Genomic DNA, 22,110 nt, shown 5'->3' with positions numbered 1-22,110 from the left:
CGGGGCGCACCGTACCGACGTGTCGACACCGCCGATCACGATCTCGTCCAATGCGATTCGCATCCGTGCGATGGCCTCGTCACGTGTACGGCCGTGAGCGAGCAGCTTCGCTATCGGCGAATCGTAGGCAATGGGCTGGATCGGCAGGCCCGGCTCGGCGTCAGCCGGTCTGGATGTCAATGAACTGCTCGCGCGCCCGGTCGTCTCGATGAGCCGTGGATCGCAGCCCTATCTCGTACGCCGGGACGTATTCAAGCGGGCGGACGTGCCGATGGGTACCCGTGCCGTTCTCGCAGGGTTGAACATTGCAGTCGAAGCATCCGGGCAGGTCACTGGCACGCAGATGGTTCAGAGGCGGCGGGTCGCCTGCTTTTTCAACGAAGCAACGACTTCGTCGACCATCGGGTGGTAGCGGTTCGAGTTCCATACCAGTGCCGCCGTCACCACCATCACCCTTTCTTTCAAGGGTCTCACGACGACGTTTCCGGGTACCAGCTTGCGCATTGACGACGGCACCAGGGCAACCCCCTGTCCGCAACCGACGTAGGCCACCTGCGACGTAATCGATCGGACCTCATGCATGACACGCGGTGCCAACCCGTGAGATCGGCAAACGGACATCAGCAAGTCGAAATAGTCCGGGGCGACCTGTCGCGAGGAAACGACCATTTGCTCACCCGCCAAGGATCGCAATCGTACTCTCGGCAAGGACGCAAGCGCGTGATCTTTGGGAAGCGCGACGGCCAGGCGATCTTCGGCAAGCGGCATCGTCAGGATGCCGTTTCCGATTTCCTTGTCGACGCGCACGAATGCGAGGTCAAGCTCTCCCGCTTCGAGTGCGGGAATTGCGTCGACGCTGTCAATTTCCTTCACGAAGACCGTCAGGTCCGGATACGCGCGCTTGAGCTCGTCCAGCAGCGGCGGGACGGTTTCCAGCATCGCGGACGTAATGGCTCCCACGTGCAGGACACCGGACCGTCCTGATGCGACCTCACGGACGACGCGCTCCAGCCGTTCGACCTGACTCGTGAATTGTCGTACGGCAGGCAGGATCGCGGCGCCAGCGGGGCTGAGCTGCGTGCCCTGGCGGGAGCGATAAAAAAGCTGAAGCCCTAGCGATTGCTCGAGAATCTTTATCTGGGCCGTCAATGGCGGCTGAGATACGTTCAAGCGTTTCGCCGCTCGTCCGAAGTGCTGTTCTTCGGCGACGGCCAGGAACATCCACAGCTGGCGAATTAGCCTGAAGTCGATTGTATTGCTCATGCGGGTATCTCCGTCCTCGATGTTCGGCGATAGACCAGATGTGCCGAAGGCGGATATTTTCCGCCTGCGTGGCCCCACAGCACTGTTTTTCGCTGATCCGAAAATGGTATCAGGCAGATACGAAATTAGAAATTTACAGATCAACGTGGCAACGCGACGATTGTGACACCTGTCAACGAACGCTACCGCGATGAACTTCACCTCCATCCTCGATCGCCTTGCCGCGCTCGACACCAACACCGTTTCCGATGCGCTCGATTTTCTCGATCTCCCGGGGGCGACTTACGGCCTTCGCCCGCTGTGGGACTGCCCGAAGATCGTCGGTCGCGCGAGTACGATTCAGCTCGGCCCGAAAGTGGATGCCGGGCCTACCGTGCATTTGATCTCGCCTGTCATCGACGCGGTGACCACGACCGACCGAGTGTTGGTGATCGCCGGCGGTGCCGACGGAATTTCCTGCTGGGGCGACATCCTGGCCAATGCCGCCACGGCGAAACAAATCCGCGGGTCGGTGATCGACGGCCTGAGCCGCGACATCGAGGGCAGCGAGTCGATCGGCTACCCGGTCTACGGCCGTGGCGTGACGATGATCAGCGCGCGCAATCGCGTGATCCAGGTCGACTCGGGCAAAGCAGTCCAGATGGCGGGCGTCACCGTGCTCGACGGGGACTACGTCATTGCCGACCGCTGCGGCACGGTGTTTGTACCGGCAGCGCGTATCGACGAGGTGCTGGATTTCGGCGAGCGCATTGCGCGTCGGCAGGATGGGATGGTCGCCGCCGTGCGCGCAGGCCGCTCCGTTGCCGAGGTCATGCACGACAAGGAATTCGAGGCCATCGCGGCCCGCTGATTCGACACCATTCGGGGAGCGTTTTCATATGAAAAATCCGAACAGGACGAGCGCGGAAGATCGGGAATGGGTGTCGTTGTTCGCCGGGCTGAACACCCCCGGTGTCTCCGATGCGATGGACAAATTGGGCTTGCACGGGCAGTCGCTCGGCATCATGCCGCTGGCGAACTATACGAAGGTCGTCGTAGGGCCGGCATTCACCGTCAAGTACGTGCCGGCCAGCAATCCGCCCGGCACCGTGGGGGACTTCATTGATGACGTCGCTGAAGGCGACGTAGTCGTGATCGACAACGACGGTCGCACCGATTGCACGGTCTGGGGCGACATCATGACCCAGTACGCCGGGCTGCGCGAGATCGCCGGCACCGTGATCGACGGTGTCTGCCGCGACGTGAACAAGGCGCTGGCCGACAACTATCCGCTATTCACGGCTGGTCGCTTCATGCGGACAGGCAAGGACCGCGTGCAGGTCGAATCGGTGAATACCACGGTGGGGATTGGAACCGTGCGCGTTGCAGCGCGGGACATCGTGGTGGCAGACGCGAACGGCGTCGTCGTCGTGCCGCGCGGCCGCGCCCGCGAAGTAGCCGAAATCGCCCGCAAGATCGAGGAAGTCGAGCTGCGCATCCGTGAGCAGATCGCGGAAGGCAAGTCTCTCGGTGACGCGCGCGCCGCACTGGGCTATCACACACTTCAAACCAAGGACTGAGTCATGACCCACGCTCGTTCGTACGACCCGCTTCTGCTGGCGCAAGCGTGCACGCTTGGTACATCGACGCTGCACGAAGCGTCCGGTCTCGCCACTAGCTCGGTCGATCCCGCGATTCGCACGGTATGGCGGGGGGCCTCGATTGCCGGGCCTGCGTATCCGCTCGAATGTTCCCCCGGCGACAACCTGTCTATCCACATCGCGATGGAACAGGTGCCGAGGGGGAGCGTGCTCGTCGTGTCGACCGGCGGTTTCGTGTCGGGCTACTGGGGCGAAGTGCTGACCGTGGCGGCCGAAGCTGCCGGCGTCGTCGGTCTGGTCATCGACGGAGGCGTGCGTGACATCGCGGCCCTGATCAATCGGCGGTTTCCCGTGTTTGCCCGCGGCATCTGCATGCGCGGCACGATCAAGGCCAGCGCACCGTCGGTCGGGCAGCCGATCAGCTTTGCCGGCACGCCGGTGGCGCCCGGGGATCTGGTCGTTGCCGACGACGACGGTGTCCTCGTCATTCCGGCGGCGCACGTCGAGGGGACGCTCGCTCAGGGGCAGATCCGTGCCGACAAGGAAGCGAAGATGATGAATGCGTTGCGTGAAGGCCGCAGCACGCTGGAACTGATGGGGCTCACCAGCTGGAGGGCGGCGCAATGACCGTATCGGCAGACGTTCTGAATCGCTTCCTGGCCGAAGCCCGTCCGTCGGCCACCTATATGGTGATGGATCGGGTGGCCGCGCGGCGCGCCAGCGGTGCGGCGGCGATTTCGCTGAGCGCCGGCGAGCCGGATTTCGATACTCCGGAACACATTCGCGAAGCCGGCATCGCCGCGATCCGGGCGGGCCATACGCGCTACACGCAGGTGGCGGGGTTGCGCGCGCTGCGCGAGGCCATTGCCGCGAAGTTTCAGCGCGAGAACGGCCTGAATGTCGAATGGCGCGACACGCTCGTGTGCAATGGTGGCAAGCAAGTGATCTTCAATGCATTGGCAGCCACGCTTAACGAGGGCGACGAGGTGGTGGTGCCGGCGCCGTATTGGGTCAGCTACCCTGAAATCGTGCAACTCTGCGGCGCGAAGTCAGTGATCGTTCCATGCGGGGCGGAAAGCGGTTTCAAGCTTTCGGCAGACGCGCTGCAAGCGGCGATCACGCAGCGTACGCGCTGGCTGATTCTGAATTCGCCGTCGAACCCGACAGGCGCGGTCTACAGCCGTGCGGAACTGCTGGCATTGGCGGAGGTGTTGCTCGCGCACCCGGGGGTGCTGGTGCTCTCCGATGACATCTACGAGCATTTGATTTTCGACGGCATCGAGTTTTGTACGCTCGCCCAGGTCGAACCGCGTCTACGCGATCGCGTGCTGACGATGAACGGCGTATCCAAAGCCTATGCGATGACGGGCTGGCGCATCGGCTTCGGCACCGGTCCCGGCTGGTTGATCGAAGCGATGGAGAAGCTGCAAGGGCAGCAGACGTCGGGCGCATCGACCATATCGCAGCATGCCGCCGTCGCGGCATTGACGGGGCCGCAAGACTTCATCCAGCGCTCGCGCATCGCATTCCAGCGCCGGCGTGATCTGGTCATTGAACAGCTCGCCGAAGCGCCGGGCCTGCATTGCGCGGTACCGCAGGGCGCGTTCTACGTATTTGCGTCATGTGAAGACCTGATCGGCAAGACGACGCGTGCGGGCGTACTGCTCGACAGCGACGAGACAGTGGTCAATGCGTTGCTCGACGACGCTGGTGTCGCCACGGTGCATGGCAGCGCGTTCGGGCTCGGGCCTTACATTCGCATCGCATATGCGCTTGACGACAAGTCCCTGGCGCGCGCTTGCGCTGCCATTCGGGATTTCTGCGCGACGCTGGCGGATTGAACGTAGTCGCAGTGCGCGGGCCCGGTTACCTTCAGTGAATCGAGCCCGCGCCGCGGCGATATTGGTGCAAGGTGATTGAGATGACTCGTGAATTTACCCGGTCGCAGTTTCGATTCAACGTCGACGGCACGGTGCTGGACGTTTCGGCCATTCATCGCGACGGAAAAAAAGCACCGATCGTGTTCCTGCACGGCTTCGGTTCCACGAAAGAGGACTATGCCGACATCGTGCGTCATGCCGCATTTGACGGGCATCCGTTCATTGCATACGACGCACCGGGGTGCGGCGAGACCCGTTGTGCCGATCTGTCGCAGATCAATATCCCGTTTCTGGTGAAAACTGCGCGGGCTGTTCTGGGCCATATCGGTTTCGATCGGTTTCATCTAATCGGGCATTCGATGGGCGGCCTGACCTCGTTGATGCTCGCACACCAGCAACCGGAGCGTGTTCTGAGCTTTGTCGATATCGAAGGAAACATCGCCCCGGAAGATTGCTTTCTCAGCCGACAGATCGTCGACCATGCACGGGACGACGCGCAACTGTTCTTCGACGACTTTATCGAACGGACGCTGCACTCGCCCGCCTATGCGAGCGCGCTTTACTCGGCGAGTCTACGTCACAAGGTTCGCGCCGAAGCCGTCGGCGGGATCTTTCGATCGATGGTCGATCTGTCGGATAACGGTGACCTTATGGCGAAGTTCCTCGGTCTGCCGATGCCTCGGATGTTTATGTACGGCGAGCAGAATGCATCGCTTTCCTATCTGAAGCACATACAAGAGAACGGCGTTGAACTGGCCGAAATCCCGGATTGCGGACATTTTCCGATGTATTCGAATCCGGTGTCGATGTGGGAGGCGATTGCAGCATTTCAAAACCGATCAAGCTGAAACAACAGCGGTTCGCGGTGTTTCGGGATGTGATCGAGGCAGCCAAGGCACACGGTGCGGCAGATGTGCGCCGGGAATATCCGTCATTGCACCGCGCAATGGCATGCTGCGACGGCTATCGTGCGGACGAAGCTGGTGTCGATCTGCCGTAGAACCTTTCGCAGAATGCCGAACTCGCGCCGAGCCGGCGGGACAGATCGGCAGCCGCATCCAGCTGCAGGCGATCCAGCTCACCCGTTTCGTGGGCCGAACTCAGACGCGATGCGGGTCCCGAAAGAGTGAGGGCTGCCATGAACTTGTCGCCGACACCGAAGACAGGCGTTGCGAACGCCGCCGTATGGACATCGCGCGCGCCGGCGGTGAACATCGGCAGTGCAGGCGGCTCGTCATAGATCGGCTCGTCGAGTCCCCAGTAACGGATCACCTGGCTGATGGCCGTGTCGTCGAGCGGCAGTATCGTCCCCGCGAGCCGCGTTTCACGTAGCCCTTCGGACGGCTCGGCCCGAAACAGGCAAAGCCGCTGACCGTTGTCGTGCACGTAGTACGATGCGCTTTCCTTCGTCAGCGCGGCCAGCGCATGCAGCGCCGGTTCCACCACCGTCGACAGATGGAAGGACTGCTCGTACAGCTTGCCGAGGTACAGCACGCGATGTCCGAGCGAATAGTTGCCGGACTGCGCGCGCACGACATAGCCCATTCGCTCCAGCGAGTTCATCAGCCGATAGACCGTCGTCTTGTGCATGCCGGATGCCTGCGACAGCATCGCGAGCGATTGCGATTCGGCGCCGGGCTTGAAGCAGTCCAGCAGCGAAAGCGCCTTTTCCACAGCAACCACGCCGTCATTTCCCATTCTTTCTCTCCCGTCGACACTCTCAGGGAATTGTACAGAGTAAAACGCTGGTTTGCCACGTAAAAGGGTAAACGCCAGTGCCATGACGTATGTCCTCTGGTTATAGTGATTTCACTACGTACACCATCGTTGTACAGAGTACAACATCCAACCCGAGGTCGAATCATGAGCCAGCCATCCGTCAGCCCTTCTCCGATCAATCGCGACATCGAGCGCGTGTCTCCCGAACTCGTCCAGGCCGCCGCGCGCTTTCAAGCCGCGATCCTGGCCGATGTCGCCGGCCGCCGCGGCACGGTGCATGGCCGCGTGCGGCCGCTGTCGCCGAAGATGAAGGTTGCCGGCCCCGCAGTCACGGTCGAAGTCCGTGTGGGCGACAACCTGGCGATCCATGCGGCGCTTGCCGTCGCGAAGCCGGGCGACGTCGTCGTGGTCGACGGCAAGGGCGACATCTCGTGCGCGCTGCTCGGCGAAATCATGGCGACGCAGGCGAAGGCGAGCGGTATCGCCGGCATCGTTATCGACGGCGCGGTGCGCGACGCACACGAACTGGCCAACGGCGACTATCCGGTCTTCTCGGCCGGCCTCAATCCGTGCGGCCCGACCAAAAGCGTGGCAGGGCGCGTGAATGCGCCGATCTCGCTGGGCGGCACCGCGGTCAATCCGGGCGACCTGGTGGTCGGCGACACCGACGGCGTCGTCGTCATTCCGCGCGCTGACGTCGCGCGCATCGTCGAGCTTGCGCAGAAAAAACTCGACGCCGAAACCGCGCGTATCGCCGCGATCCACAAGGGCGACGTTCGTCCGGGCTGGATCGAGAAGGAACTGCGCGCAGTGGGGATGCTGGCCGAAGGCGAGGCACTCTGATGCAGGCCGGTTCGCATAAACCCGTCATTCTCGTGACCGCCGCCGACCTCGCGCCGCAAGCGCTCGACATGCTGGCGCAGTTCGACGTCGTGTTCGCCGGCAAGCAACCGACCGAAGACGACATCGCGGCGCTCTGCACCCAGCACAAGCCGGTCGCGATCATCGTCCGGTACGGCAAGATCAACGAACGCATCATGGACGCCGCCGAAAACCTGCAGGTGATTTCGAAGCACGGCAGCGGCATCGACGTGATCGACCAGGACGCTGCCGCCGCACGCGGCATCGCGGTGCGCGCCGCGGTCGGCGCGAATGCGGCCGCCGTCGCCGAGCACGCATGGGCGCTGCTGCTCGCCTGTGCGAAGTCGGTTCCGCAGCTCGATATCCGCATGCGCGAAGGCCATTGGGACAAGTCGACGCACAAGTCGGTCGAACTCGACGGACGCACGCTTGGCCTCGTCGGCCTCGGCGCGATCGGCCGGCGCGTGGCCGCGATCGGCACGGCGTTCGGCATGAAGGTACTCGCGTTCGATCCGTTCGCGAAGGAAGCGCCTGCCGGTGTGAAGCGGGTGCCGCTCGACACGCTGTACGCGGAGTCGGACTTCGTGTCGCTGCATTGTCCGTTGACGGCCGACAACCGCCGGATGCTCAACCGCGACGCGCTCGCGCGTTTCAGGCGCGGCGCGATTCTCGTCAATACCGCACGCGGCGGGTTGATTGACGAAGCCGCGCTCGCCGACGCGCTGGCGAGCGGCCAGTTGCGCGCGGCCGGGCTCGACAGCTTCGACGTCGAGCCGATGACGGTGCCGCACCCGTTCCAGCAGATCCCCAACGTGATTCTGTCTCCGCATATCGGCGGCGTGAGCGACGCCGCGTACGTGAACATGGGGAAGGGCGCCGCCGCCAACATTCTCGCGGCGCTCGACGAACGCGCGCACAGCGCGGCCTGAACCCCGAACATCGAGGTATGCATGTTTTATCTGACGAGTCCCGAAGTGCGCGAAGCTGAAGTGTTCACGCGCATGCCGGAGAAGTTTCGCAAGCCGGACGTTCGCACGGAATGGGCGCGCGCGAACCGCGGCGGCATGGTCACGGATTCCTTTCTCGAAGGGCCGGTGTGGGATCCGGACGGCTATCTGTTCGTGACCGACATTCCGCACGGGCGCATCTTCCGCATTTCGCCGTCGGGCGACTGGGATCTCGTCGTCGAATACGACGGCGAACCCAACGGGATGAAGCGCTTCGACGCATCGCACCTGATCATCACCGACTACCGGAACGGCCTGATGCTGCTCGATATCGAGCGCGGTGAAGTTCGTCCGTATCTCGAGCGCCGCAACACCGAGCGCTTCAAGGGCGTGAACGACCTGACGTTCGACTCGGCCGGCAACATCTACTTCACCGACCAGGGGCAGACCGGGCTGCACGATCCGACGGGCCGCGTGTATCGGCTGTCGCCCGACGGCAAGCTCGACATGCTGCTTGGCACCTGCCCGAGCCCGAACGGGCTCGTCCTGTCGCGCGACGAGAAGGTGCTGTTCGTCGCGATGACGCGCGGCAATGCCGTGTGGCGCATGCCGCTGCAGGCCGACGGGTCGGTCACCAAGGTCAGCCAGTTCTTCACGTCCTACGGACCGAGCGGCCCCGACGGCCTCACCGTCGATCTCGAAGGCCGCCTGTTCGTCGCGAATCCGGGGCTCGGCCGCGTGTGGGTGCTCAATCACTGCGCGGAGCCCGTCGAGATCCTGACCGGACCGAAAGGGGCGTCGCTCACGAGCGTGTGCTTCGGCGGCCCGGACATGAAGACGCTTTTCATCACCGAATCGACGTCCGGTTCGGTCCTGAAAGCGGAGATGGCCATTGCCGGTCCGCTGCCGAAACAGGCCGCTAAGAAGGACTGAGACCCACGAGCCGAACCGGGAAGCCGCTCGCCGGCTTCCCGCCCGCCTGCCGAAAGATCGCGCCGCCAGCCGCGCGACGAAGGAGACAAGCATGACCATTTCGCACGCGCTGCATGCCGGCGACGACGCACCGCGCGCCGACGCGCCAAGCGCGGAGCGCCTGGCCGGCGACGATTACGCGGCCAGCGAGCGCACGCTCGCCAAGGCGTTCCGGCGCATTCTGCCGTTCATCTTCGCCTGCTACGTGATCAGCTATCTCGACAGAACCAACGTCGGTTTTGCCGCGCTCACGATGAACAAGGATCTCGGTCTCACGGCCGAGCAGTTCGGTTTGGGCGCCGGCCTCTTCTTCATCGGCTACTTCCTGTTCGAGATCCCGAGCAACCTGATCATGCAGAAGGTCGGGGCGCGCGTGTGGATCGCGAGAATCATGATCACGTGGGGCCTGTTCTCGATGGCGACGGCGTTCGTCGTCGGGCCGAAGAGCTTTGCGGCTGCGCGTTTTATGCTCGGGCTCGCCGAGGCGGGGTTCACGCCCGGCATCTACCTGTATTTCACGCACTGGTTTCCCGGCAAGTGGCGGGCGAAGGTGACGGCCGCCTTCCTCGTCGGCATTCCCGTCGCGAACATGATCGGCTCGCCGATTTCCGGTGCGCTGCTCGAATTCGGCGGCCTGCATGGGCTGCGCAGCTGGCAGTGGCTGCTGCTGATCGAAGGCATCCCTGCGGTGCTGCTCGGCATCGCGTGCCTGTTCGTGCTGGCCGACCGTCCCGAGAAAGCTGCATGGCTCAGTGACGAAGAGAAGGCATCGCTCGCGAAGCGACTTGCGTTCGAGCAGCGCGACATCGGTGCGAAGCACGGCAGCAACCTGCGCGACGCGATGACGAACTGGCGCGTGTTCGTGCTCGCGTTCGTCAACTTCTGCGGGATCGTCGGCTCGCTTGGCGTCGGCTTGTGGATGCCGCAGATCATCAAGCAGTTCGGCGTCGAACACGCGGTGGTCGGCTGGCTGACGGCCATTCCGTATGCGATCGGCGCCGTCGCGATGCTCTGGTGGGCGCGTCTCGCCAATCGCGCGGCCAACCGCATTCCGTACGTTGCCGGTGCGCTGGCCATCGCCGCCGTCGCGTTGTGCGCGAGCGCCTTCATTCATGCGCCGGCTTTCAAGCTGATCGCACTGTGCGTCACGGTGAGCGGGGTCCTCGCGTTCCAGGCGACGTACTGGGCGATTCCGTCCGGATTCCTCACCGGCCGGGCCGCCGCGGGCGGACTCGCGCTGATCGTGTCGGTCGGCAATCTCGGCGGCTTCGTCGGGCCGTCGATGATCGGTGCGCTCAAGCAATTTTCCGGCGGCTTCACCGCGCCGCTCATCGCCGTGTCGAGTGTGCTGCTGCTCGGCGCGTTGACCATCGCGTGGCTCGGCGATCCGGGCTCGGGCGCCGGCGAAGCGCCTGCCGCCCGCGAGCCATGAATTTTCGTTCGTCGGATCTACCCACAAAAAAACAGTTTGGAGACTCCATGTTGTCGAATCAGGCCCGCCAGAATGCCCTCCCGTCATCCCGTTTCGTGCTGGGCGCCGTCACCGTCGCGAGCGCGACCTTGTGGTGCGGTGCCGCGCATGCGCAAAGCAGCGTCACGCTGTACGGCATCGTCGACGTCGGCATCGAGCACATCAACAACACGAGTACCGGCGGCGCGCAGACGCGCGAAGCGTCGGGCAACCTGTCCGGTTCGCGCTGGGGACTGAAGGGCGTCGAGGATCTCGGCGGCGGCATGAAGGCCATTTTCCAGCTGGAGAGCGGCTTCAACGTCAATGACGGCACGACTGCGCAGTCGACGAAAGGCCTCGGTTCGAACGCCGCCACGACGTCGAGAATTTTCGGGCGGCAGGCGTGGGTCGGGCTGTCGTACCGAGGTCAGCAACTGACGTTCGGCCGCCAGAACTCGCTCTTCTACGAACAGGCCGTGGCCTTCGACCCGATGGGCGCGTCGTCGCGATACTCGGTGCTGTCGCTCGACTACGCGGCGGCCGCGCGGATCGACAATTCGGCGAAGTACACCGGCGTGTTCGGTCCGCTGACGGCGCAGGCCATGTATAGCACCCGCTACGATACCGGATACGGCGCCGAGGTGCCGGGCGCGCAACTCACCGGCCGCTTCTTCAGCGGGGCGTTGAGTTTCGCGCAAGGGCCGCTCGCCGCGAGCGTGTCGTACGAGCAGCGCAACAGCAACACCGTCGCGACGAACACGGGCACCGAGCGGCGCGCCACGGCCGCCGCGTCGTATGCGATCGGACCGGTGAAGGGATTCGCCGGTTATCGCTTCCTGCGTGCGTCGAACGCGTTCCTGCCGGCGAATCCGATCCGTGTCGGGAACGGCGCCGAAGCCAGCGCGGCGAACCTGTACTGGGCCGGCGCGCAATACACGGTGTCGCCGGCGTTCGTGGTCACGGCAACGGCCTATTACCAGGACGTGCATTCGACCAGTGCCGATCCATGGCTTGCCGTGCTCTGTGCGGACTATCTGCTGTCGAAGCGCACCGATATCTACGCGACGGCGGCTTTCGCGCGCAACAAGGGCGGCTCCGCGCTGGGCGTGAACGGCTACGGCACGGTCGCACCCGATCACAACCAGACGGGCGTGGTGATCGGCATGCGCCAGAAGTTCTGAGGCGAGTGCGATGCAGACCGTTCATGCGCCCCATCTGCCCGTCAGGCCCGAGTGGCTCGCATTGCGCGACGAGCCCGTGCTCGAACCCGAGCTGGCCATCGTCGACGCCCACCATCACCTGTGGGACCGCCAGACCGGGCGCTATCTCGCGGACGAGTTCGGCGCGGACGTGCATAGCGGGCATCGGGTCGTGTCGACGGTCTACGTGCAGTGTCGATCGATGTTGCGCGCGAGCGGGCCCGACGCGTTCAAGCCGGTCGGCGAAGTGCAATTCGCGAGCGGCATCGCCGCGATGTTCGACAGCGGCGCGTACGGCCCCGCGCGATGCTGCGAGGCCATCGTCGGCGGCGCCGATCTGTCGCTCGGCGCGGAACTCGACGCGGTGCTCGACACGATGCTGCAGGTGTCCGGCGGGCGATTGCGCGGAATCCGCAATCCGCTCGCGTGGCATGCGAGCCCCGACGTGCGATCGAGCCCGGTGACGCCGCCGCGCGACCGGATGTCGGATCCGGCTTTCCGGCAGGGCGTGACGACGCTTGGCTGCTACGGGCTGTCGCTGGACGCGTGGGTCTATCACACGCAGCTCGACGACCTGTACGAACTCGCGCGCGCATGCGAGCACGTCATCGTCGTCATCGACCATTTCGGCGGCCCGGTCGGCGTGGGTCCGCATGCCGGCCGGCGTGCCGAAGTGCATGCGCAATGGAAGCGGCAACTCGAGCGTCTCGCCGCGCTGCCGAACACGCGCATGAAGCTCGGCGGCGCGGGCATGACCGTGTTCGGTTTCGACTTCGCCGCGCGCGCGCTGCCGCCGTCGTCGCAGGAACTGGCCGCGGCGTGGCAGCCCTGTTTCGACACCTGCGTCGAACTTTTCGGCGTCGATCGCTGCATGTTCGAGAGCAACTTCCCCGTCGACAAGGGGATGTTCGGCTATCGCGTGCTGTGGAACGCCTTCAAACGACTTGCGTCCGCGATGTCGGCCGATGAAAAGGCCGCACTGTTCAGCCGCACGGCCGCATCGACGTATCGCATCGCGATTCCCGGAGACAATCCATGAAGACGAGTGCAACCGTAGCGACGCAGGAGAGGGCGTCCGCGGCCGCGGAAAAAGCGCTCACGCGCGTGACCGGTATCGAGTGGCGTTCGCTGTCGCTCGCGGGGCTCGGCTGGACGTTCGAGAGCTACGATTCGTTCCTGCTTTCGCTGCTGCTGCCGACGCTCGCGCTGCAGTTCGGATTGAGCAAGGCGCAGCTCGGCATTTTCACGAGCGTAACGGCGGCCGGCCAGATCGTCGGCGGCATTCTGTTCGGCTTCGTGTCGGACCGGATCGGGCGCGTGCGCACCGCGCTGCTGTGCGTCGGCATCTACTCGCTGTTCTCCGGCCTGATCGCGTTTGCGCCCGACGCGCACTGGTTTGCCGCGCTGCGCTTTTTCGGCGCGCTCGGCATGGGCGGAACCTGGACCGCCGGCGCGGCGCTCATCGCGGAGACCTGGCATCCGAGCCGCCGCGGCAAGGGCGGTGCGCTGATGCAGATGGGCTTGCCGATCGGCGCGATTCTCGCGATCGCGATCTCGGGCATCGTCGGTGCCGCGCATGGCGGATTGGCCGGCGACAGCTGGCGTCTGCTGTTCCTGATCGGTGCGTCGCCGTTCTTCATTCTGTTCTGGGTCGCGCGCAAGACGCCGGAATCGCCGATCTGGCTCGAACGCAGGCACGCGAAATCGCAGGCGCGCAAGCTCGACAACGCAAGTCACGAGAAGCTGAACGTGCGCGGCCTGCTCACCGCCTTCTGCTTCATCTTTTTTCTGCAGTACCTCTACTGGGGCGTATTCACGTGGACGCCGACGTTCCTCGTCACGGTGAAGCACCTCGACTTCGTGCATAGCCTGAAGTTCGTGCTGGCGCTCCAGTTCGGCGCGATCGCCGGGTTCCTGCTGTTCTCGGCATGGGTCGACCGGCTCGGTCGGCGGCCGATGTTTCTGGCGTACCTGCTGGTCGGCGCGATGGCCGTCGGCGTGTACATCGTGTCGGCGAATCCGTTGCTGCTGATGGCCGCGATCTTTCTGACCGGGTTCAGCGTGAACGGCATCTTCGCGGGTGCCGGCCCGTTCCTCGCGGAGATCATCGGCAATACCGCATCGCGCGGGTTCTTCATGGGCCTCGCGTACAACGGCGGCCGGCTCGGCGGCTTCATCGCGCCGCTGGTCATCGGTGCGCTGGCGTCGACGCCGCACGGCTTCGTGCTCGGACTCGCGACGACGATCGTGGCGTTCGTCGCCGCGGCCGCTGTCGTGCTGTTCGCGCCCGAAACGCGCGGAAAGGCGCTGTCATGAGCGTGGCAACTGAAGCAGGGTGGGTGAGCCGGCTGTTTCCCGCGCTGTCGGAAGCATCGCTGCGGCGCTATCTGAGCGGACAGGTCGCGTCGGTGCTCGGCAGCTGGACGCAGAACGTCACGCTCAATCTGCTGATCTATCACCTGTCCGGCTCGGGCGCGATCCTCGCGCTGCTCAACTTTCTGCTGTACGGGCCGCAACTGATCGTCGCGCCGGTGGCGGGCTCCCGCATCGGCTCGGCCAACGCGCGCCGCGTGACGCTCTGCGTGCTGACGACGTCGCTGCTGCTCACGGGCAGCCTCTTCACGTTGTCGCTGCTCGGCCTGCTCGGCGTGAAGCTGATCCTCGCGCATGCGCTGGCGATCGGCGTGTCGAGCGCGGTCGAAACGCCCGCGCGGCAGGTGCTGCTGCTGACGAGCCTCCAGGATACGACGCACACCTCCAACGCGGTCGCGATGAACACGATGGTCTACAACGTCGGGCGCATGGTCGGCCCGACCATCGCCGGCTTCGTCTATCCGACGCTCGGGCCCAGGACGTCGTTTGCGATCTATGCGCTCGCGCTGTGCTTCATGGCGGCGTGCGTGCGGTCGATCCGGACCGCGTCGGCGAACCGCCCGTCGCGCGCGGAGAGCGGCCTGCGCGACGCGGTCGGCTACGTGCTGTCCGATGCGTTCTCGGCCCGCTATCTGCCGATTCTCGCGTGCATCGGCCTGTTCGCCGGCAGCTACCAGACGCTCGTGCCGCTGCTCGCGGACCAGGGCTTTCACGACGCGGCGCACTTTACCGGCGTGTTCTTCGCGTGCGCCGGCGCCGGCTCGTTGAGTGCGGCGGTGCTGCTGTCGTCGGCGTTCGGGCCGCGCGCGTCGCACCGGTTCATCGCATACGCGCCGTGGACCGCGGTCGGCGCGCTGGCCGTGCTGGCCGCGACGACCGGTGCGGCGGGATCGATTCCCGCGTTCTATGCACTCGGCTTCAGCCTCACGTTCGCGGCCACGTCGACGAACGCGACCATTCAGCGCCAGTGTCCGGAACACGTGCGCGGCGGGCTCGTCGGGATGTACGGCATGGCCTACAACGGCACGATGCCGTTCGGTTACCTGCTCGTCGGAAGCGCATCGGAGGCGCTCGGCGTGCGACACACCTTCGCCGCCATGGCGTCCGTGCTCGCGTGCGGCGTCGTTGCGGTCATCGCATGGCAACGGTTCACAGGAACGCGCTCAGGCGCACAATAAACGGAGACAACATGCAAACGGGTTTCATGGACGCGTCCGCGATCGAGCGCCGGACCATACGAAAGGTCGTCTGGCGACTCGTTCCCTTTTTGATGATCTGCTACCTGCTTGCCTTCATCGACCGGGGCAACGTGGGGATGGCGTCGCTGCAGATGAACGAGGACCTCGGGATGTCGGCGAAGGTCTTCGGCTTCGGCAGCAGCCTGTTCTTCATTTCGTATTTCTTTTGCGAAGTGCCGAGCAACCTCGCGCTGCAGAAATACGGCGCGCGGATCTGGATTGCCCGGATCATGATCACGTGGGGCATCGTGTCGGCGGCGACCGCGCTCGTACACAACGCGACGACGTTCTACGTGCTGCGTTTTCTGCTCGGCGCGGCCGAGGCCGGCTTCTTTCCGGGCGTGCTGCTTTATTTGTCGTACTGGATTCCCGCGCAGTATCGTGCGCGGATCGTCGCGACGTTCATGGTCGCGATTCCGGCCGCGAGCTTCATCGGCTCGCCGCTCTCCGCGCTGCTGTTGCAGATGGACGGCGTCTGGGGCCTGCGTGGATGGCACTGGCTGTTCATCCTCGAAGGCATTCCGACCGTGCTGCTCGGCGTCGCGTGCCTGTTCATGCTGACGAACAAGCCGGAGAACGCGACGTGGCTCGACGACGACGAGCGCGCGTGGCTCTCGGGCGCGCTGGCGGCCGGCAACAAGACCCGCAAGAAGGTGCCGTCGCTGCCGCTCACGCAACTGTTCCGCAATCGCTACGTGCTGTGTCTCGCGCTCGTCGACACGTGCGCTTCCGCGGCAGGCAGCACGCTGTCGGTGTGGCAGCCGCAGCTGCTGAAGTCGTTCGGCCTGACCGTCATGCAGACCGGCCTGCTGAACTCGGTGCCGTATGCGCTGGCCTCCATCCTGATGGTCTACTGGGGCCGGCGCTCGGACCGCGTCGGCGAGCGGCGCTGGCACACGGTCGTGCCGATGCTGCTGATCGGCGTGGGCCTGTTCGCGACGTCGCTGAGCGGATCGCTGCTGCCGACGATCTGCATGCTCTGCGCGGTGCTGGTCGGCGCGTATTCGTTCAAGGGCCCGTTCTGGGCACTCGCCACCGACATGCTGTCCAACAGCACCGTGGCGGCCGGGCTCGCGACGGTCAACGCGATCGCGAACCTGCTCGGCGGCGGGCTGATGGTGAACGTGTACGGGTGGGTGAAGGCGGCGACGGGCAGCTACGCGCTCGCGTTGATGCCGCTCGCGATCCTCACGCTCGTGAGCGTCGCGACGCTGTTGCTGCTCACGCGCAATCATGCGGCCGGCAAGCTGGTCGGCAAGACGGAGACCATCTGATCATGGCGCGCATCGCGAGACGCGGATTCCTCCGGATCGCCGGCGCGACGCTCGCTTCGGCTGCATTGCCGAGGCCGGCCGCCGCCGGCGAAACGTGGTCGAGCGGCACCGGGCGGCCGGCGTTCCGGCTGCCCGAAGGGGCGATCGACTGTCACATGCACATCTACGACGACCGGTTCCCGGTCGCGCCGGGCACGACGCTGCGACCGCCGAATGCGACCGTCGCGCAATATCGGAGCGTGCAGGCGCGCATCGGCGTGAAGCGCAACGTGGTCGTGACGCCGTCGACGTACGGGACCGACAATCGCTGCACGCTGGCCGCGATCGCGCAGTTCGGCGCCGACGCGCGCGGCGTGGCCGTCGTCGACGGCACCGTGAGCGACGACGAACTTCGGGCGCTCGATCGCGGCGGTATCCGCGCGATCCGGTTCAACCTGAGCTATCCGGGCGCGACGACGCTCGACATGCTGGCGCCGCTCGCCGCACGCATCGCGAACCTCGGATGGCATATCGAGCTGGTGGTTCAGGGCGCGCGGCTGCCGGAGCTGGAGCCGCATCTTGCGGCGCTGCCTTGTCCGCTCGTCATCGACCATATCGCGCATGTGCCGCAGCCCGGCGGGCTGGCGTCGGCCGCGTTTCGTACCGCGCAACGCCTCGTTGAAAAGGGCAATACGTGGATCACGTTGTCGGGACCGTATGTCGACAGCAAGACGGGCGCGCCTGCGTACGACGACGTTGCACCGGTCGCGAAGGCGCTGATCGACATGGCGCCGGAACGCATGCTCTGGGGCACCGACTGGCCGCACCCGACGCAGAAGGCGGACAAGCCGGACGACGCAGGCATGCTGGACGTGATCGCCGGCTGGATCGGGCGTCCGGACTGGCAACGAATGATATTCGTCACGAATCCGGAGAAGTTGTACCGCTGGAACTGAAGGCTGATCGCACCGTCGCTTTTTTGATTCGCATGGACCGCGAATCGATCCTCGAACAAGAAGTCGCGATGCTCATCTCGGGGATGAAATCTTCGGAAACTGGACGTCGACCTCGCCGTCGATTTCGATCCACTTCGCCAGCTTGGCCGGATTTCGCTGCCTTCGTCTTCTAGAACCGATCGATCATCCCGAACTGGATGCCTCTCACCGATGCCCCCGGCCACGACGGCGGGAGGCCGGTCACGTTGACGCCTTTCAGCGTGAACGACGCGTGGCCGCGGTTACGCAGCCACGCGGCGCTCGCATACAGCAGGATCCGCTTCGACACGTCGTACTCGCATGCGGCGCTGAACTGGTCGACGTCGTTGTCGCCGCCCGAGCGGTCGCGCAGCCACGTGTAACCCAGCGACGTGCGAAAGCGCGCATTCACCGCGTAGCGCGCCGACGCCGACACGCCGTCGTTGTGATATCGGGGTGTTCCTCCGTCGCCGTTGAAATACGACAAGAAGGCGGTCACCGGGCCGAATGCGTAGGACACGCCGCCGAGGTTGGCGCGCAGCGCGCCGCTGCCGTGGGTTTGCTGATGCGCGTACGAAACGCGCAGCGGGCCGCCATGCCACGAGAACGTCTCGATGTGCCCCGCGAGGCCGTTGCCGTCGCCGTCCGTTGCGTCGCGCAACGACGCCATGATCGTGGTCGAGAAGCCGTGGACTTCCGGCGAAAGATACGTGATCGCGTTGCTTGCGTACGGCGTGATTTTCGACAGGTTGTCGAGCCCCGACGCGATCGTGCCCGCGCCGAACGCGTCGAGCTGCCCCTTGAACGGGATATAGATCGGCGAATACTGGCGGCCGACCCGCACCGTGCCGTAGCGCGAACTCACGCCGATCCATGCCTGGCGATTGAACACCGTATTGGCGACGGCCTGCGTGCCGTTAGTCGAGCCGAAGCCGCTTTCGAGGTCGAACAGGATCTTGGCGCCGTTGCCGATATCCTCGGCGCCGCGCATGCCGATGCGCGAACCGCGATACGCGCCGGAATCCATCCGCGCGACGTAGCCCGCGCCGGGATTCGTGAGTTCGATGCTCGTGTCGATCGCACCATACAGCGTCACGCTGCCTTGCGCGTGGGCCGGCGACGAATGCGCGGCCACGATCGCTGCGGCCGCACCGATATGCGCGGCGAAGCGGATGCGGGCGACCGACCGGCGTGGCCGGCGCGGTCGTCCGTTTCCCGACGCGACGTCGTGGCAGTCGGGACGGGAGGCGGGACAGGAATGACTCATGGGGGAGGCAGGGAGGGCGCCGCAGCAGCGGCATGACGCGCCGGATGCGGCGTGGCGCGGCAACCTTCGCCGCGCCACGCCGCGCATGATCCGGCCGGATCGCGCGCTTACTTGTTGTCGGGCAATGCGTAGGCGATCACGTAGTCGCCGCGATCGGGCGACTGGCGCGCACCGCCCGCCGAGATGACGATGTACTGCTTGCCGTCGATCGTGTAGCTCATCGGCGTGCCCTGGCTGCCCACCGGCAGGCGTGCCTTCCACAGTTCCTTGCCCGTCGAGCTGTCGAACGCTCGCAGGTAGTAGTCCTGCGTCGCCGCGAAGAACACGAGACCGCCGCCGGTCGCGAGCGAGCCGCCGATGGTGGGCATGCCGATCGGTGACGGCATGTGCATCTGCACGCCGTAGAGGCGCGTGTCCTTCACCGTGCCGAGCGGCACCTGCCATGCGATGCTGCGCGTCTTCAGGTCGACCGCGGTGAGGCTGCCGAACGGCGGCTTCTGGCACGGAATCCCGAGCGGCGAGAAGAAGCGGTCCTTCAGCACCGAGTACGGCGTGCCGCCGAGCGGCACCGCGCCCATGCCCGCATTCACCGATTCGTTGCCGTCGGACGTGCCGCTACGGTTCTTTTCCTTCTCCAGATGGACCCAGAGGCCGAGCCGCATGTCGTTCACGTAGATCACGCCGGCGTTCGGATCGTACGACAGGCCGCCCCAGTTCATCCCGCCGAGCGAGCCGGGGAAGCTGAGCGAGCGATCGGTGTCCGGCGCGGTGAAAAGACCGTCGTAGCGCATCCCGCGGAAGATCACGCGGCACATCAGCTGGTCGATCGGCGTGACGCCCCACATGTCCGAATCCTTCAGCACCTCGGCGCCGATCTGCGGCATGCCGACCGACAGCGGCTGCGTCTTCGAATACGGCTCGTTCGGAATCGACGCGGTCTTGACCGGATGCTCGACGACCTTCGTCAGCGGCTCGCCGGTCGCGCGGTCGAGCACGAACAGCTGGCCCATCTTGGTGCCGACGATCAGCGCAGGCACGTGCTTGCCGTCTTCCATCGGGAAGTCGACCAGCGTCGGCTGCATCGGCACGTCGTAGTCCCAGAGGTCGTGATGCACGGTCTGGAAGTGCCACTTCTCCGCACCCGTCGTCGCATCGAGCGCGAGGATCGATGCGCCGTACTTTTCGTCGAGCGCGGTGCGCTTGACGCCCCACAGGTCGATCGCTGCGTTGCCGACCGGCATGTAGATCGTATTCGACGTCGCGTCGTAGGTCATCGGCGCCCACACGTTCGGTGTCGAGCGTGTGAAGAGCTTGCCTTGGGCCGGCTCGGCGTGATCGTCCGGATTGCCCGGATCGAATGCCCACTTCATCTTGCCCGTTATCACGTCGAAGCCGCGGATCACGCCGCCGGGCATGTCGAGCGACACGTTGTCGGCGACCCGGCCGCCCGTGACCACGGTGGTGCCCGCCACTGTCGGCGGCGACGTGAGTTCGTACAGCGGGCTTTTCGCGTTACCGAGGCCGGCCTTCAAGTCGATGACGCCGTGATCGCCGAAGTCGTCGCACAGCTTGCCCGTGTCGGCATCGAGCGCGACGAGCTTCGCGTCGATCGTGTTCATGAAGATGCGGCGGCGGCACATGGCCGGATCGCCGGACGCGGCGATCGGCGACACCGGCGTCGAGCCGGCGACGCTCGGCTGCACGAGCGGCTTGTCGGCGTCGAAGTACGCGAGGCCGCGGCAGCGCACCCAGACCGTCGTCTTGGTCGGGAACGCGTGGCGCCATTTTTCCGTGCCCGTCGCGGCATCCACGGCGATCACGGTGTTGTGCGGCGAGCACAGGAACAGCGTCTTGCCGACCTGCAGCGGCGTTTCCTGATCTTCCGAGCCGCCGCCGTCCGGGCTGAGCGGCGTGTCGCCGGTGCGGAACGTCCACGCGACCTGCAGGTTCTTCACGGTGTCGCGATTGATCTGCGCGGCGCCCGCGAAGCGGTCGCCGCCGGCGGAGCGCCCATAAGCGGTCCAGTCGTCGGTGCCGGTGTGGCTGGCTGCCGGGAGCGGCGCTTCGGTGCCGAACGTGCCGTGCGGCACGAACATGCCGTAGACGAACGCGCCGTTGCATGCGAGCAGCACGGCGGCGATGCCCCAGGCCGTGCCGCGGGCGGCCGCCTTGCCTTCGGCACGGCGCAGCAGCGGCCAGACCGCCGCGAGCAGCATGCCGATCATCGAGAACATGAAGATCCGCGTGTTGAGCGGCCAGAAATCGAAGCCGGCTTCCCACACGGCCCACAGCGCGGTGGCGATCAGCATCACGAGGTAGATCGGGACCGCACTGGAGCGGCGTCGCGCGAGCTGGACGCCGGTCGCGCACAACGCGAGCCCGGCCAGCAGGTAATACCAGCTGCCGCCGCGTGCGATGAGCATGCCGCCGCCGATCGCGAAATAGATCCCTAGAAGCACGCAGGCCAGTCCGGCGAGGGCAAACCCGATTCGGGCCGCACCGCGAACGGGCGCTGGATGTGATTGGATGGACATGGTTGTCTTCTCTCGGTTTGCGCCGGGCGGGGAGCGAAGGGGAGACGCGCGCGGCACGGGAGTGCGGCCGCGCATGCACCCCGGAGCGACAGGCGGCGTTGCACGCATGCCTTCACAGGCTCCGGAGGCGAACCTTCTCTTTCCCGACGTCGAGTTAGTTCAGGAAATTAACCAAATAGTGCATTTTATATCAATCGACGAATTGCTTCATGTTTTAACTATCTGACGAGACGATGACGATGGCGCGCGCGGAGGGGATGCCGGGTTCTTCGCGGCACGCGCGCGAACTGCGCAGCGGTTACGCCGAGCCGTTCGGTCGCACGTCCACGCATCAAGCCCGTGCCCACCCCACACAGCCTTGGATTACCTTGAGTCGATCAGGCTCTCGCATCGTCAGTGCCGCCCATCCGGATGGCTGCATGGTCGGCTCCGCGCTCGCTCAACGAGACGTCCAGCATGCCAGACGCATTTGCAATCGAAGGGCGATGGTGCCGCGTCCATGGCGAAGTGGCCGGCAACGGGGTGGCGGGCGAAGCGTCGGCTCGATTGAGGAATCATAAAATTCCGAATAACGGGAATAGCGATAATTTTTGGAGGTGC

General features: G+C 65.2%; 19 protein-coding genes and 1 pseudogene. 15 read left to right on the top strand and 5 right to left on the bottom strand.

Annotation, left to right across the window (positions count from 1 at the left end; genetic code table 11):
• Positions 1 to 63: 63 nt before the first annotated feature.
• Together WJ16_RS35590 and WJ16_RS18675 are read right to left on the bottom strand one after the other, a co-directional pair.
• A pseudogene (locus WJ16_RS35590) lies at positions 64 to 180 on the bottom strand (hypothetical protein); the annotation flags it as partial.
• A 168-nt stretch (positions 181 to 348) separates the two neighbouring features.
• Positions 349 to 1,263, bottom strand: coding sequence for a LysR substrate-binding domain-containing protein (locus tag WJ16_RS18675; protein WP_069258537.1), 915 nt, complete (start codon positions 1,261 to 1,263; stop codon positions 349 to 351).
• 190 nt (positions 1,264 to 1,453) lie between these two features.
• Between WJ16_RS18675 and WJ16_RS18670 the strand changes: the two genes are divergently transcribed.
• The 5 genes from WJ16_RS18670 (at position 1,454) to WJ16_RS18650 (ending at position 5,571) form a co-directional block, all read left to right on the top strand.
• Positions 1,454 to 2,113 carry an RraA family protein gene (locus tag WJ16_RS18670; protein ID WP_069258536.1) on the top strand — a complete coding sequence of 220 codons (660 nt, stop codon included), beginning with the start codon at positions 1,454 to 1,456 and terminating at the stop codon, positions 2,111 to 2,113.
• Positions 2,114 to 2,141: 28 nt separating this feature from the next.
• Complete coding sequence (locus WJ16_RS18665) at positions 2,142 to 2,822, top strand: RraA family protein (protein ID WP_069258535.1); 681 nt, start codon at positions 2,142 to 2,144, stop codon at positions 2,820 to 2,822.
• Positions 2,823 to 2,825: 3 nt separating this feature from the next.
• Complete coding sequence (locus WJ16_RS18660) at positions 2,826 to 3,470, top strand: RraA family protein (protein WP_069258534.1); 645 nt, start codon at positions 2,826 to 2,828, stop codon at positions 3,468 to 3,470.
• Positions 3,467 to 4,684, top strand: a complete 1,218-nt coding sequence (locus WJ16_RS18655) for a pyridoxal phosphate-dependent aminotransferase (RefSeq protein ID WP_069258533.1) — start codon at positions 3,467 to 3,469, stop codon at positions 4,682 to 4,684. The genes WJ16_RS18660 and WJ16_RS18655 overlap by 4 nt, the downstream gene beginning before the upstream one ends.
• A gap of 80 nt (positions 4,685 to 4,764) precedes the next feature.
• A complete protein-coding gene (locus WJ16_RS18650) occupies positions 4,765 to 5,571 on the top strand; it encodes an alpha/beta fold hydrolase (RefSeq protein WP_069258802.1) in 807 nt (268 codons plus the stop codon).
• Between the two features lie 115 nt (positions 5,572 to 5,686).
• Here the strand turns inward: WJ16_RS18650 and WJ16_RS18645 are convergent, their stop codons facing one another.
• A complete protein-coding gene (locus WJ16_RS18645; RefSeq protein ID WP_069258532.1) occupies positions 5,687 to 6,421 on the bottom strand; it encodes an IclR family transcriptional regulator in 735 nt (244 codons plus the stop codon).
• Positions 6,422 to 6,586: 165 nt separating this feature from the next.
• On the opposite strand from WJ16_RS18645, the gene WJ16_RS18640 reads away from it, so the two are divergent.
• The 10 genes from WJ16_RS18640 to WJ16_RS18595 all read left to right on the top strand — a co-directional run bounded on the left by WJ16_RS18640 (position 6,587) and on the right by WJ16_RS18595 (position 17,691).
• Positions 6,587 to 7,285: an RraA family protein gene (locus WJ16_RS18640; RefSeq protein WP_069258531.1), complete on the top strand. Its 699-nt coding sequence runs from the start codon at positions 6,587 to 6,589 to the stop codon at positions 7,283 to 7,285.
• The gene (locus tag WJ16_RS18635; RefSeq protein ID WP_069258530.1) at positions 7,285 to 8,232 is read left to right on the top strand and encodes an NAD(P)-dependent oxidoreductase; all 948 of its coding nucleotides are present in this window, start codon (positions 7,285 to 7,287) and stop codon (positions 8,230 to 8,232) included. Before WJ16_RS18640 ends, WJ16_RS18635 begins: the two co-directional genes overlap by 1 nt.
• Before the next feature lie 21 nt (positions 8,233 to 8,253).
• Positions 8,254 to 9,183 (top strand): SMP-30/gluconolactonase/LRE family protein, encoded by a 930-nt coding sequence (locus WJ16_RS18630; RefSeq protein ID WP_069258529.1) that lies wholly within the window; start codon positions 8,254 to 8,256, stop codon positions 9,181 to 9,183.
• 91 nt (positions 9,184 to 9,274) lie between these two features.
• Positions 9,275 to 10,654 (top strand): MFS transporter, encoded by a 1,380-nt coding sequence (locus WJ16_RS18625; RefSeq protein ID WP_069258528.1) that lies wholly within the window; start codon positions 9,275 to 9,277, stop codon positions 10,652 to 10,654.
• Positions 10,655 to 10,701: 47 nt separating this feature from the next.
• The gene (locus WJ16_RS18620) at positions 10,702 to 11,853 is read left to right on the top strand and encodes a porin (protein ID WP_069258527.1); all 1,152 of its coding nucleotides are present in this window, start codon (positions 10,702 to 10,704) and stop codon (positions 11,851 to 11,853) included.
• A 10-nt stretch (positions 11,854 to 11,863) separates the two neighbouring features.
• Positions 11,864 to 12,910, top strand: coding sequence for an amidohydrolase family protein (locus tag WJ16_RS18615; protein ID WP_069258526.1), 1,047 nt, complete (start codon positions 11,864 to 11,866; stop codon positions 12,908 to 12,910).
• Positions 12,907 to 14,187 (top strand): MFS transporter, encoded by a 1,281-nt coding sequence (locus tag WJ16_RS18610; RefSeq protein WP_069258525.1) that lies wholly within the window; start codon positions 12,907 to 12,909, stop codon positions 14,185 to 14,187. Before WJ16_RS18615 ends, WJ16_RS18610 begins: the two co-directional genes overlap by 4 nt.
• On the top strand, positions 14,184 to 15,422 hold the full coding sequence (locus WJ16_RS18605) for an MFS transporter (protein WP_069258524.1): 1,239 nt from the start codon (positions 14,184 to 14,186) through the stop codon (positions 15,420 to 15,422). Before WJ16_RS18610 ends, WJ16_RS18605 begins: the two co-directional genes overlap by 4 nt.
• A gap of 11 nt (positions 15,423 to 15,433) precedes the next feature.
• The gene (locus WJ16_RS18600; protein ID WP_069258523.1) at positions 15,434 to 16,756 is read left to right on the top strand and encodes an MFS transporter; all 1,323 of its coding nucleotides are present in this window, start codon (positions 15,434 to 15,436) and stop codon (positions 16,754 to 16,756) included.
• Positions 16,757 to 16,758: 2 nt separating this feature from the next.
• Positions 16,759 to 17,691 (top strand): amidohydrolase family protein, encoded by a 933-nt coding sequence (locus WJ16_RS18595; RefSeq protein ID WP_069258522.1) that lies wholly within the window; start codon positions 16,759 to 16,761, stop codon positions 17,689 to 17,691.
• A 169-nt stretch (positions 17,692 to 17,860) separates the two neighbouring features.
• Here WJ16_RS18595 and WJ16_RS18590 read toward each other — a convergent pair whose 3' ends face one another.
• The gene (locus WJ16_RS18590; RefSeq protein ID WP_418219856.1) at positions 17,861 to 18,844 is read right to left on the bottom strand and encodes a porin; all 984 of its coding nucleotides are present in this window, start codon (positions 18,842 to 18,844) and stop codon (positions 17,861 to 17,863) included.
• 239 nt (positions 18,845 to 19,083) lie between these two features.
• Entirely contained in the window at positions 19,084 to 21,510 is a 2,427-nt protein-coding gene (locus tag WJ16_RS18585; protein ID WP_069258521.1) for a membrane-bound PQQ-dependent dehydrogenase, glucose/quinate/shikimate family, read from the bottom strand.
• Positions 21,511 to 22,110 lie beyond the last annotated feature (600 nt).

Source organism: Burkholderia metallica, from assembly GCF_001718555.1.
Classification (GTDB): Bacteria; Pseudomonadota; Gammaproteobacteria; order Burkholderiales; family Burkholderiaceae; genus Burkholderia; species Burkholderia metallica.
Note: the sequence above shows the minus strand (reverse complement) of the source record. Positions and strands in the feature narration are given on the sequence as shown.